The organism is Bradyrhizobium sp. PRIMUS42 (assembly GCF_023006515.1).
In the GTDB taxonomy this organism is placed as follows: Bacteria; Pseudomonadota; Alphaproteobacteria; order Rhizobiales; family Xanthobacteraceae; genus Bradyrhizobium.
This window is the reverse complement of record NZ_JALBGZ010000136.1, coordinates 1-11,357: the sequence shown is the minus strand read 5'-3', so window position 1 is coordinate 11,357 and position 11,357 is coordinate 1. Positions and strand designations below refer to the sequence as shown.

At 61.2% G+C, this 11,357-nt stretch carries 13 protein-coding genes; 1 reads left to right on the top strand and 12 read right to left on the bottom strand.

Annotation, left to right across the window (positions count from 1 at the left end):
- The coding region (locus MOV75_RS13430; protein ID WP_247005934.1) for a caspase family protein at positions 1 to 530 on the bottom strand (530 nt) is incomplete at its 3' end.
- A 168-nt stretch (positions 531 to 698) separates the two neighbouring features.
- Here MOV75_RS13430 and MOV75_RS13425 point away from each other — a divergent pair.
- Complete coding sequence (locus MOV75_RS13425; RefSeq protein WP_247005932.1) at positions 699 to 1,481, top strand: enoyl-CoA hydratase/isomerase family protein; 783 nt, start codon at positions 699 to 701, stop codon at positions 1,479 to 1,481.
- Positions 1,482 to 2,847: 1,366 nt separating this feature from the next.
- Here the strand turns inward: MOV75_RS13425 and MOV75_RS13420 are convergent.
- The 11 genes from MOV75_RS13420 to MOV75_RS13370 all read right to left on the bottom strand — a co-directional run.
- Positions 2,848 to 3,474 (bottom strand): RNA ligase family protein, encoded by a 627-nt coding sequence (locus tag MOV75_RS13420; RefSeq protein ID WP_309486938.1) that lies wholly within the window; start codon positions 3,472 to 3,474, stop codon positions 2,848 to 2,850.
- A gap of 164 nt (positions 3,475 to 3,638) precedes the next feature.
- Positions 3,639 to 4,136, bottom strand: a complete 498-nt coding sequence (locus MOV75_RS13415) for a pilus assembly protein N-terminal domain-containing protein (protein ID WP_247005930.1) — start codon at positions 4,134 to 4,136, stop codon at positions 3,639 to 3,641.
- A 1,017-nt stretch (positions 4,137 to 5,153) separates the two neighbouring features.
- Positions 5,154 to 5,360, bottom strand: a complete 207-nt coding sequence (locus tag MOV75_RS13410; protein ID WP_247005928.1) for a hypothetical protein — start codon at positions 5,358 to 5,360, stop codon at positions 5,154 to 5,156.
- Between the two features lie 19 nt (positions 5,361 to 5,379).
- Positions 5,380 to 5,697: a PilZ domain-containing protein gene (locus MOV75_RS13405; protein WP_247005926.1), complete on the bottom strand. Its 318-nt coding sequence runs from the start codon at positions 5,695 to 5,697 to the stop codon at positions 5,380 to 5,382.
- The gene (locus tag MOV75_RS13400) at positions 5,657 to 6,034 is read right to left on the bottom strand and encodes a hypothetical protein (RefSeq protein WP_247005924.1); all 378 of its coding nucleotides are present in this window, start codon (positions 6,032 to 6,034) and stop codon (positions 5,657 to 5,659) included. Before MOV75_RS13400 ends, MOV75_RS13405 begins: the two co-directional genes overlap by 41 nt.
- 487 nt (positions 6,035 to 6,521) lie before the next feature.
- Positions 6,522 to 7,103 carry a TetR/AcrR family transcriptional regulator gene (locus MOV75_RS13395; protein ID WP_247005922.1) on the bottom strand — a complete coding sequence of 194 codons (582 nt, stop codon included), beginning with the start codon at positions 7,101 to 7,103 and terminating at the stop codon, positions 6,522 to 6,524.
- 29 nt (positions 7,104 to 7,132) lie between these two features.
- Positions 7,133 to 7,624: a DUF302 domain-containing protein gene (locus tag MOV75_RS13390; RefSeq protein ID WP_247005920.1), complete on the bottom strand. Its 492-nt coding sequence runs from the start codon at positions 7,622 to 7,624 to the stop codon at positions 7,133 to 7,135.
- Between the two features lie 67 nt (positions 7,625 to 7,691).
- Entirely contained in the window at positions 7,692 to 9,158 is a 1,467-nt protein-coding gene (locus tag MOV75_RS13385) for an amidase family protein (protein ID WP_247005918.1), read from the bottom strand.
- A gap of 351 nt (positions 9,159 to 9,509) precedes the next feature.
- Positions 9,510 to 9,893, bottom strand: a complete 384-nt coding sequence (locus tag MOV75_RS13380; RefSeq protein ID WP_247005916.1) for a hypothetical protein — start codon at positions 9,891 to 9,893, stop codon at positions 9,510 to 9,512.
- Positions 9,894 to 10,403: 510 nt separating this feature from the next.
- Positions 10,404 to 10,832, bottom strand: a complete 429-nt coding sequence (locus MOV75_RS13375; protein WP_247005914.1) for a heme-binding protein — start codon at positions 10,830 to 10,832, stop codon at positions 10,404 to 10,406.
- A partial coding sequence (locus tag MOV75_RS13370; protein WP_369010458.1) for a (Fe-S)-binding protein occupies positions 10,825 to 11,357 on the bottom strand: 533 nt, incomplete at its 5' end. The genes MOV75_RS13370 and MOV75_RS13375, both read right to left, overlap by 8 nt.

Below are 11,357 nucleotides of genomic sequence, written 5' to 3'. Positions count from 1 at the left end.
ATCGCCGGCGCAAGGCCCGCCGAATAGCGGCGGAAGCGCCGCTCGAACGGGTTGCGGCGCGAGGCGTCGATCAGCGCGATCTTGATCGCGGCGCCGCGCGTGTTTATCTCGGCGAGGATGGTGTCGAGGCTGAAGCCGTCGCGCGCCACGTCCGGCTCGGTCCAGATCTGCGCGTCGACCGGAAGCAGGTAGGTCTGCCGGTTGGACTGGATGGCAAAACCGTCGAAGAAGATCAGCGCCACCGCGCCGCGTTCGATGCGGGCATAAAAGCGATCCAGCACCTGCCGCATGGCGTCGGCCGTGAGATTGCTCTGCCGATCGACGACGAAGCCGTCGCGCTTCAATTCTTCAGCGACGTCCTGAGCATCGTTGGCGACCTCGTTCAGCACGAATTCGTTGTCGGGGTATCTTGCGTTGCCGATCACCAGCGCGAGCTTGGCGCCGTCGGCCGCGCGGCTTGCGGGTCCTGCGCTCAGCACGAGCAAGCCTGCCAGCAACAAAATCGTCGCGGTGCGCATGAAATGGCTCATCGGTGATCAAAATCTCCAGTCAGGATAGCGGCCGTCGCCGTTAATTCAATCGCCATGCGAATTTGCGCCCACACGCTATGGTGACACAGCGTTGCAGATTGCCCTTGCGCGCGCCGCCGGTCCTGCCGCAAATGGCAGCAAAACGGAACACAAGGAAGCGAGCCTACCATGACCGACACCACGGCAATCATCACTGAAAAGCGCGGGCAGGCGTTCTGGATCACCATCAACCGGCCGGAGAAACGCAACGCGCTGAACGGCGAGGTCATCGCCGGCATCACCAAAGGCTATCGCGACGCGCATGACGACAAGGACGTCCGCGTCATCGTGCTGACGGGCGCGGGCGGCAAGGCGTTCTGCGCGGGCGCCGACTTGCAGAATTCCGGCGCGGCTTTCGCGATGGATCATTCCAAACCAAATGTCGACTATGCCGATCTGTTACGTTTGTCACAGAACTCCACCAAACCGGCGATTGCGCGGGTCGGGGGCGTCTGCATGGCCGGCGGCATGGGCCTTTTGTGCATGACCGACATAGCGGTCGCGGCCGATCACGTCATCTTCGGCCTGCCCGAGGTGAAGGTCGGCGTGTTCCCGATGCAGGTGCTGAGCCTGTTGCAGAGCATCGCGCCGCCGCGCCTCGTCAACGAATGGGCGCTCACCGGCGAGCCGTTCGATGCCAAGGCGGCGCTGAGCGCGGGCCTGCTCAACTACGTGGTGCCCACCGCCGAGCTCGATGCCAAGGTCGACTGGCTGATCGGCCGCATCGTCGACAAGTCGCCAACCGCGATCCGCCGCGGCAAATACGCCATGCGCGCCATCGCCTCGATGTCGTTCGACGAGAGCATCGCCTACACCGAAAGCCAGATCGCACTGCTGGCGATGACCGAGGACGCCAAGGAGGGCCTGAAAGCGTTCAGCGAGAAGCGGAAACCGGTCTGGACGGGAAGGTAGAGGGGGGCCGCTGGCTGATCAGTCATCCTGAGGTGCGAGTGATGCGATGCGGTTAGCATCGCAGCGGGAGCCTCGAAGGATGAACGGCCAAAGATGCAGCCGGGCCGTCGCCCTTCGAGGGCCGCTGAAGAAGCGGCCACCTCAGGGTGACGGGGATGAATTGACGCACGCTGAATCAACATCGTTCATTGCGAGCGCAGCGAAGCAATCCAGTGTCTTTCCGCGGAGGGATTCTGGATTGCTTCGCTGCGCTCGCAATGTCGAAGCAGGATGGCGAGGCTTTCATCCACTTATTCACGATTCAAACAGCAGGCACGCCTTCGCCCTCTCGCGGCGTAATCCGCCCGAGCTATGCTCTCCGCTTGACGCCCTCTCGGAGAGAAAGGGCGCAGGGAAGGCCGGGTGCCGGCTGGCACCCGCAAGACTCCCGTGCAAGAATGATGCACACGCAAGGCACAGGAGCGATACAGGGCAGCCGCAACATCGGGCTCGCGAGACCATCGCCGCGAGAGTCATCGAGCTAGCCCAGCGCGGCGAACGTTGCCCACAGTCTTGCGCGACCGGGTGCTTGCGGGAATGAACGCTGGCCCCGGACGAAGGCTGATGGGGTTTGGCGTCGTCTCAGGGACGCCCGCTAATGATGATCTCAGGCTGTCCACGTCTGGGTGATTGTGTTGAAGAAGTCGGCCTGTAGATCGAGGCGCGCCGCTCGAACGTCGCGAATGACCCAAGGAGAACATTCGACCAAGCTGGGAGTGCTGCAAGCCGCTACGTCGGCGCGTGCAGTTGACCGTGAAGCCAGCCGGTTGTTCGTGGGGATTTCATCGGATCAACCAGATCGGCCATAAGCTGGTGGACGTCCTTGCACGCGGGGCACTCAAACGTCCGGATAGCGAAGCTAAAGGGGCCGGGCGTAATCCGAGCCAGCACCGCTTCTGCTCGACACATAGGACATAGCGTTCGGGGATGGCGGAACATGTTGCACGCCTTGATCAGGCGGGAGCGTTACAGAACTCTCAGTCACCGGTAGTTGCCGTGTGGGCGGTGATGGAACCCACTGTGGAACTGCCACTGGGCTCGGCGCTGGTCAGTATTGCTCACATGCCAAAAGAAATTAACGTGTCGTTAGTGAGTTAGGTCGCGCTAGATTCAAATTAGGGCAATTGCTCGTAACCCCAAGTGATCACGCGTCGAGGACGCTCGTCGCTATTGACCATACGTGCTGCAGATCGGCCGTTGAGGTCCGCTGTTAGTGCACTCGGGCGAGTCTCCCTGGCGATGCTGTTCTTCCAGGCAGCGCGGAAGAGCGCGCGAGCAAGCTCTGCTGGTCATAGCTCGCGCTCCATCGCTGGATGCATGCGGTTCTTCACTTTGATCCAATAGCGACAGCGACCGCCCTCATAAGGACGGTCCCGCCGCTTGGACACCAGCCCCTCAAGGCCGATGTTGCAGGCAGCTCGAAACAGATCAGCCCAAGCTCGCCGCGCTCAAACGGATTAACGAACACACCTTCAGGACGCCGCGCCAATAGGCGCTCCAAGCTCGCCTTTCGCATCGACAGCGGGAGCATGCGCAAGTCGTCACTGCCTTCAGCAAGAATATCGAAGGCGCAGAACTGCACCTCGTGATCGTGCTTGCGTGAGTGCAGCGCGTTGAAGTCGGAAACGCCGTCCAAGCCGAGCACGACCGCTTCGCCATCGAGCACAAAGTGCTTCTGACTGATCTTGCGTGCCGCCTCGACGATCCACGGATAGCGGTCACCCCAATTGTAGCCGCCACGCGTGATCAGCCGCACGCGGTCGCCATCGCGCTCCAGGCGCAGGCGGTAACCGTCGTATTTCACTTCATGAAGCCAGTCGGGGCCGTCCGGGACCGTGGTGCCCTTGGTCGGGCAGGCAAAACTCAAATGAAAGCATGCGGGAAAAATAGGCATTCGTAGCCATTTTGCGAGGGGGACTACCCGGTCGGCATACGCGTAGGAATGCCATTCCAAGGGAAATCTAGGACATTGTTCCGAGCGGGGCCGGTCAAAGTCCGGCGGCTGCACGGTTTGCGGAATTGCCCCCGTCGCGGCGGCTGCGGCAAGCCGACGAGGCTAGGTTTTGGCGGCCTAACTGATCAGCTCAGTGAGATGATCTGTACACTCGATGGCTGGCATCATCGGTATTCCTTCTCGACTGCTTGCACGTTGCCCTTAGCATCTTCCGTGATCGTCACGCGATCAGGGCCGCGCACGAAATCCGGATTTGCGCGACCGCAACCGGTGCTCGTGCAGAGATAGCCAGCATAGCCGCCGCCCTCGTCGCTACCTCGTCGCGTGCCTTGGCCGTAGATTCTGACGAGGCGCCCCTCGACCACGAGGCGCGCGCGAAAGACGACCGTCTGACCTTTTACTTCGCCGTTGTAGGCGGTCAAGATGGTTGACCCCGCGCCGGTCGCGCGAATGGTGAAGGTGCGATCGGTCTGCGGTTTGATCTCCGCGATCGGCTGGACGAGGTCGATCTGGTTGACGACTTGCTCGAACTGGTAGATGCGGGTTTCGCCGGACTGCATAGTGATGGTGTGGTCGATGTTCAGCTCTTCAGGCGGCTGAGCCTGTGCCGATGCGATGGAAACAACGGCAACGACGACGGCGCCGAGCAGAGTGTTACGCATGGTTGACCTCCCGTTTGGATTGGCAGCAGCCGGAATAAGGGTAGGCAAGCTTTGCTATCGTTGGGACGCCGGCTGATTGCGCGTTGGTCATCTTGCCTCCCTCTCAAGCGTCACCTTCAATTGCTGACTATCTATTGCGGCTCGTGCTTTTCAGTTATCTCCCACGCAGCCAAGCTAAGCTCCATTTCTATGAGTTGCGCGATCAGCAGCTCTACGATGTCTTCATAGTCAGATGGCGCGAGGGAATGCACGCCGCGCAACGTCAGTTGATTGTGGAGGATTCAACGCTCATGGACCTTCTTGATCCGAAAATGGATTGTCATAGAACAAGCTGAAGTAGACGCTAAACGTGCAGCGGGCGCAACGGCGATGACCTCATGTCCGGCTCCGTACAATTACGGGCCGCTGCGCTAGTTGGGTTGCGAAGCGCGCGTTTGTGAGATCAGGCGTTTGTCTCCGAATTCGGGCCTTCGAAACAGTTCATTAGCTTTCATGTGGCTTGCTGGGCGCGTGCCGATTACCGCTGATTGCGGCACATTGGAATGGGAATGCCGGCCCCGGCTGTTTACCCCAATCCTGCGGCTGGGGCCGTTTTGAACTTTCGCTGTATCGTTCAACCCGGTCCAAAACCATGTTTAGAGGCATTGCCATCGCGCTATTTGCAATGGGCATCTTCTCGCAGCTTGATCGCGCGTTCTTCTATGGCCGCAATACCGACGCCGCGCTCAAGCTTGCGCGGGAGATTGGCCGAGGCTTTGGGCTGTAGGTCCGCCGCGCTGCGCTCAAGATCGTCTCAGGGACTACTTCTTCAACAGCAGTCCCAACGTTCGCGCCATGCGCCTCACCGATGCCGCGTGGCGGCCGAGTTCGGCGGCTATCCTCGATGTGCCAACTCCCTGACGGGCGAGCCTGACTAATCGTCGGACCTCTTGGTCGGCCCATTGCTTTGGCTTCGGTGTTTTCATGGTGAGCGCGACCTGCAAAACGTCGGAGAAGCTTCTCGGTCGATAAAGATCGTCACGTCGAGAGAGGAGATATGTAGCTTCGGTCTAAAACGGTCGGTCTCACCGCGCCGTCGAACAACACGGTCACGCCGGGGGTGCGAACACTGGCTTCGACAATGGTGCCGGTCTTGTGGGCCAAGTTTGGGAACTGAACGATCCCCAGCTCGCTCATCTTGAAACGACTGCCTACAACAAGCCTGTTATCCTGCTCGGCGGTCATTTGGTAGACCCAACCCGTCTCATTGTGAGCCGACAAGACGTTTCTGGGGGCTTGCCTTCGCCTTCGTCTTTGCTGTGACGAATTGAACTCCAACGTGAGACCCGTCCACCCAAACCAGCTCGCAGCGCCGAAATGCCAGTCCAGTGGACGACAGAACTAGGAAGAATTCCTGTGCCTTCAGCGGGTCCGTTGAGCCCTCGACCTCAAGCTTGGCGCCGCTTGCAGAGGCGTCAACGAGAACGCAGCTTCTTCGCCACGTGCCATCAACACCCATGATGCTCACGATGTGTTTGTGTTCAAATCGAACGCGGTGCGCCTTTCGATTGTCCTCTGTCATCTGCAATCCACGATTTCAAATCAGTTGGTTCGAATAAACACGTCGCCTCTCTGCGTCTCTCTGCAATCAGCAGATCGATCCTGGCCGACTGAGCCAGTAAAGTCGTTCTGGTTGTCTCGTTCAGTTTGGATTGTCCAACGATCAATCGAATGCAGCCATTCGCGAGTTCGAGAAGGAAGATCGCCTGACGAGCGTCATCTGTTGTTTGAATTTCGAGAGCTTGAACCTGCGACAACAGAGCGGCGATGTTGGCGAAAATGTCAGGCAGTTTCTGGCGCGAGCGGTACGTCTTAGACTTCGCGTTGTGCGGCTGGCGAAATTTAAGCACCGACGACATCGTCGCAATCTCTATTTGCTCCGGCGGCAGTGCCGAAAGGTATCGCAATGAAAAATACAGGTATACGCGAGTACAAAAACAGGCCGACCACTAAGCCTCGCCACGAGAACCATGGCCGCGCTGACCCGTCCTTAGAATATACTTACGCCAAACTGTTTGACAAATGATTACGAGGTTGCGAGCGTCAGTTATCCTAGTATGGAGGTTGCGTCCCGAACTGTGCAACGCGCAGACCCGCGCGCGGCTGATACGCGCAACAAGCGATTATGCCGGTTTACCGGTGGCGACGTTGCCGAGATCGCGCCTGCAGGAGCGCAATTGGTGTTCGAACCTAGGCCGTGTACCCATAAAACCGTCGGCGTGACCCGACGAAGGCTACGTCCGATTCTTCCGTTGCGATCGAGTTGGTGCGGTAGCGCGATATGTCGCGCTAGGTCCGAAGCTAACCTCGGCGATCATAGCCCATAGCCTTTCGGTGCTTCCTAACCTAGGAAGATGGAGCTCGCGCCAACTGCAGCGCGGCCTCAACGCCGCCTTCCAGGATCTGCTCCGCCTGGACAGTGTCGGGGATGGCCCGCGCGAACTGGAGGGTGCCCACCATGAGGCCGAAGATGGCGGTCGCGCGGCGGCGGCTCGCTGCAGAGTCGGCATCCGGAAGTAGCGCGGCCAGCGACGAAACGTAGCTTCGCAGCGCTTTCTCGTAGTCCTGCCGAGTGGACAGGGGCTGGCGGGCGATTTCCGGGAGCAACGCCGCCGAAGGGCACCCTTCCGCCGGGTCTTCGAGGTGAGCGCGGTTGAGGTATCTCCGGATCGCCCCCTCGAGGGCCAGGCCCCTCCGCTGATCCTCATCGAGGCGATGTTGTTGGTCGCTGAGCGCGCTCGCCAGCGCCTCGCGAACGAGCGCGTCTTTGGACTTGAAGTGCGGAGAGAATGCGCCTTTGGTCAGGCCGGCCTCGCCCATGATCCCCGCGATCCCAGCGGCGGAGATGCCGTCTCGGCGCACGCACTTCGACGCCACATCGATGATGTGCCGTCGCGTCGCTGCCTTATGACCTTTCTCGAAACGCATCTTTCCACTCCACCAATATCCCGCAGCCGTTAGGCTGCAGCCGCTTCCAACAGGGCTTGGAGGTCGCGATCAAGCTGCTGGGCTACTGCATCGACATTATCGCTGCCAAACTGACCGAAAACGGATGCTGGTCGATCATACTCAAACGCGACGCCACCATCGTCATCCTCGCGCAATAGGACGCGAATGGGCGCATATAGCCCCGCCGACAGTTGATGGCGAGTCATCTTGGATGCGGTAAGCGGATTTCCGATATCGAACTGGATGGATCGGCGCGTCAGCCCAGCAATAGCCAGGAGTGCTCCGTGGTCACGCTGACCGAAAATGGTGAGCGGTGGACATGCCTCCAACTCTCGAAGGGCACGCGTGCCTTCACCGTATCGCAGGAGAGTGAAGATCCCGTCATCGATGCGGGGTGCCAAGGTCGCGAGCTTGGCACGAACGTCCTCGAAAGGCTTTGTTGAGCGGATGGTGACGTGCTCGACCGGAATGGCACGCGTTGAGTGCAGTGCATTGGCCATCTGTTGATCCTCTAATCGGCTATCGTTGTTTGCAGGTCGCCCCTTCGCCACGCGAAGCGCCACGACGTTAGATCGCACTCGACTGGGCGCCCAAGATGCCTTCGATGCCGCGGGCAAGGTTTAGAAGGACCCGGTCGCGCCCTAAGGGGGCATCCACCTCGAGCCCAATCGGCAGCCCAGCGCGGGACAAGCCAACAGGAAGGCTGATACCGGGCAGCCCCACGCTGCTTGCCGACACGGTGTGGTTCGCCAAAGCGAGGTAGCTGACTTCCTGCCCCGCGATATGGACGGTCGCCTGCTCCTCGATCAAAGGCGCCGTGCAGGGCGTGGTCGGTTGCAGAATGACCAGCGCCCCATGAGAGACGAACGCCGTGTTGAGCCGGCGCTGGATTTCCGGCCGGCTCACCTCGAGCGCCGTCTGATAGCCCTCTGCCGAGGTGGCACCTGCACCACCCGGCAGTACGATGTGCCCCCACGCCTGCCGAAGTTGGGGCTTAAGGCCCTCGTAAATGGCCTCGAACGTGGTCGGAATGTCATGGCGGCGAAGAAATTCCGAAACTGCGCCCATCGTCTCATGAGCGAAGATGCCCCATGTCGCGGTTTGGACGAGGGCATTGAAATCGTCGCCAAGGTCTACTTCAACGACCTCGGCGCCGGCGTCCTGCAGCCGCCGAACCACCTCGCGGAAGCGGGTTTCGACGTCCGAGTCCACCAGATCCAGGAACTGCCGCGGCGCGAAGGCCAGTCGGGCTCCCTTCAGGTCGTAGCCGCCGTCCGAGGACTGCGCAGCCTGTTCACCAGTCACGACCTGATCCACCAGAATGCAGTCCTCAACGCTTCGGGCGAATACGCCCGTCGTGTCGAGCGTATGGGAGATCGGCGCAACGCCGTTGCGTGGCCACCGTCCGGTGGTTGGCTTGAATCCTACGACGCCACAGAACGATGCGGGCACCCGGATCGACCCAACGGTGTCACCGCCCAAGGAGGCGGGAACGAGGCCGGCGGCCACGGATGCGGCGGAGCCGCTCGAGGAGCCGCCCGATACGCGATTTCGCGCGTGCGGATTCTTCACTTGGCCGTAATGTGCGTTGTGACCGGTCAAGCCATAGGACATCTCGACGAGGTTGTTCTTGCCGAAGACCAAAGCGCCCGCAGCCTTAATAGCGCGGACAGCGTCCGCATCTTCGCGCGGCACGAAATGAGCGAGGCCTTCGACGCCCAGGCTGGTAGGCAGCCCTTTCGTCAAATAGCTGTCCTTCACCCCGAGCGGCACGCCAAGGAGCGGGGCCGCCGATCCTGCCGCACGCGCCTTGTCCGCGTCCCTCGCGGCCTCGAGCACTGCGGCCTCATCGATGGTGATGAAGGCGTTCAGCTCGGCAAGCGCTCGGGCGCGCTGTAATAGCGCCGCGGTGTAGGCCTCCGAGGTGATGTCGCCGTTGCCAACCGTTGCTGCAGCGGTTGCGAGCCCAAGCGAGGTGAGATCTGTGATGTCTCGCGATGCAATCTGACGTGAAGTGGCTGTCGTGTCGTCCATGAATCCTCGCAAAGAGCTGATTGGCGGCATCCCGCTGCCGCCAAACGGCGGCTCAGCTCAATGCCATTACGCTCATAATATAAAATTACGATCGTGCTTCAATGGTGATTTTCCTTGGAAGGCGGAGCCGCCGGACACATGTACGTGAGGTGCCCAGGTGCCAAATGACGGAAGGATACGTCAACAGTTCGAAGAACACCGGCGTTCGTCGGCCGAGCACGATTGGTTTCGGCGGGGATTGTTGGTTGGTTGATGTCCGCTTCTGCCCGCAAGCGCCGAACAAGGACCGGGCCCGGAGTGTTGCGTTCGGCCAGACCCCCGTGATTCAAACTCCCAAACTGGGGTCTCGAATCATGCGCAGGTGTCGCGGGACGTCATAGCTGTAGGTGAGGCTGGAGTGAGGTAAGCGACGACGACCAAGATTGTTGGCCGAAGAACGTCTGACGTGACGTAGACGTCACGCCCTTTGTCTTTGTCGGCATACTTCAGCACCGCGTTTGGCCGCGAGATTCCGGCTTGCGCATTCTCGCCACTCACGACGAAGGTGGCGCGGCCTCCATCGGACGCACATGCCGCGCTGAAGGCCTGTTGCGCCTGAGCAGGCGCTCCCAGCAATGGCTGCAGCGACACCGTCGCGAGCGTCAGCAGTGCGAGCCGGATTTTGGTCTTGGGATTCGTCATCTGCTGATCGTAGCGCGACGGCCGCACCGGCTGCCAGCCTTCACCGCCGTCCACAGGGCTCCACCGGCATTCATATAATTTTCTCGCAGCCGTCCGCCCCCTGATCGCGACACAAATGTGGACACAAGAGCCGCACATCGTTGATCTATCTATGCTTTTTTGCCGTCAAAGCTTCCCTGCGCAGTGGCTTACGGCTTATACGCGCTCTCCTCGGAGACGATTGTCCTTCTTGCCTCCGTCACCTCCGCGAAATTCACGGACGCCGCTCGCGTCCACCGCAGCCTGATCCGCGGCTCGTGACGACGTACGACCGCCCCTTTTCGTGGATCAGGATGCGGCAGGATGCGGTAAAACGGAAATTCTGTAAAGGCGAATATTTTTGCGGGTGTCGGTTGACCGAGGGATTGGGTGTTTTGCCCTTCGGGTGGCGCAAGAGCTTGTAGGCGGCGTAGGGTGGGTAGCGTCAGCGTAACCCACCACGTCTGTTTCCGCGGAGGCGGAAGAGGTGGGTTACGCCTGTTACCGCGCTTTGCGCGGTCTCTGGCTAACCCACCCTACGGCAGCTCACCCCGCGTTGGCTTTCAGCCCTGCCGCCTGGATCCCCGCGAGCGCGCAGGCCTCGTCATTGTCGGAGGTGTCACCCGACACACCCACCGCGCCGAGCAGCGTCGCGCCGTCCATGATCAGCACGCCGCCGGGGACCGGCACCAGCGCGCCCTGGGCCAGGGTGTTCACGGCATCGATGAAATAGGCCTGCTCCTGGGCGCGCTGGAACAGGGCGCGCGAGCCCATGCCCATGGCGAGCGCGCCATAGGCCTTGCCGTGCGCGATCTCGCCGCGCATCAGGCTGGTGCCGTCCTGCGCCGCGGCAAGCTTGAGCACGCCGCGGGCGTCGAGGATGGTGACGACCAGCGGCTTGAGCTTGAGCTCGCCGGCCTTCGCGAAGGCGGCGTCGAGAATCTTGCGGGCGGTGTCGAGGGTGAGGTCAGCCATGGCTGTTTTCCTTTGCAGCGGTTGAGGTGGAATTGTTTTCGGCGCGGTCGAGGCTCATCGCCAGCACGCGCGCGACGTGAAGCGCCTCGCGTTGCGCGCCGTCATGGATCTGGTGGCGGCAGGAGGTGCCGTCGGCAACGATGAGCGCAGCCTGATCGGCGCGCCGCACGGCCGGCAGCAGCGACAGCTCCGCCATCTCGATCGAGGCATCATAGGTGTCCGCGCCATAGCCGAACGCGCCGGCCATGCCGCAGCAGCTCGACTCGATGGTCTCGACCTTCAGGCCGGGGACGAGGCGCAGCACCTGCTCGACCGGCTTGAAGGCGCCGAAGGATTTTTGATGGCAATGGCCGTGCACGACGGCCTTCTCGGCGACGGCGCCGAGCGGCAATTGCAGCCGGCCGGCCTCGGCCTCGCGCACCAGAAACTCCTCGAAGGTCAGCGCATGGGCGCTGACCGCCTTGGCATCGTTGTCCTTGCGCAGGGAAGCGAGCTCGTCGCGCAGCGTCAACAGGCAGCTCGGCT

Bases quoted from the DNA above. Each gene is read 5' to 3' on its own strand.
- MOV75_RS13425 (WP_247005932.1), top strand. From the start codon at position 699: ATGACCGACACCACGGCAATCATCACTGAAAAGCGCGGGCAGGCGTTC.
- MOV75_RS13415 (WP_247005930.1), bottom strand. From the start codon at position 4,136: ATGCGTAACACTCTGCTCGGCGCCGTCGTCGTTGCCGTTGTTTCCATC.
- MOV75_RS13410 (WP_247005928.1), bottom strand. From the start codon at position 5,360: ATGACCGCCGAGCAGGATAACAGGCTTGTTGTAGGCAGTCGTTTCAAG.
- MOV75_RS13405 (WP_247005926.1), bottom strand. From the start codon at position 5,697: ATGACAGAGGACAATCGAAAGGCGCACCGCGTTCGATTTGAACACAAA.
- MOV75_RS13400 (WP_247005924.1), bottom strand. From the start codon at position 6,034: ATGTCGTCGGTGCTTAAATTTCGCCAGCCGCACAACGCGAAGTCTAAG.
- MOV75_RS13395 (WP_247005922.1), bottom strand. From the start codon at position 7,103: ATGCGTTTCGAGAAAGGTCATAAGGCAGCGACGCGACGGCACATCATC.
- MOV75_RS13390 (WP_247005920.1), bottom strand. From the start codon at position 7,624: ATGGCCAATGCACTGCACTCAACGCGTGCCATTCCGGTCGAGCACGTC.
- MOV75_RS13385 (WP_247005918.1), bottom strand. From the start codon at position 9,158: ATGGACGACACGACAGCCACTTCACGTCAGATTGCATCGCGAGACATC.
- MOV75_RS13375 (WP_247005914.1), bottom strand. From the start codon at position 10,832: ATGGCTGACCTCACCCTCGACACCGCCCGCAAGATTCTCGACGCCGCC.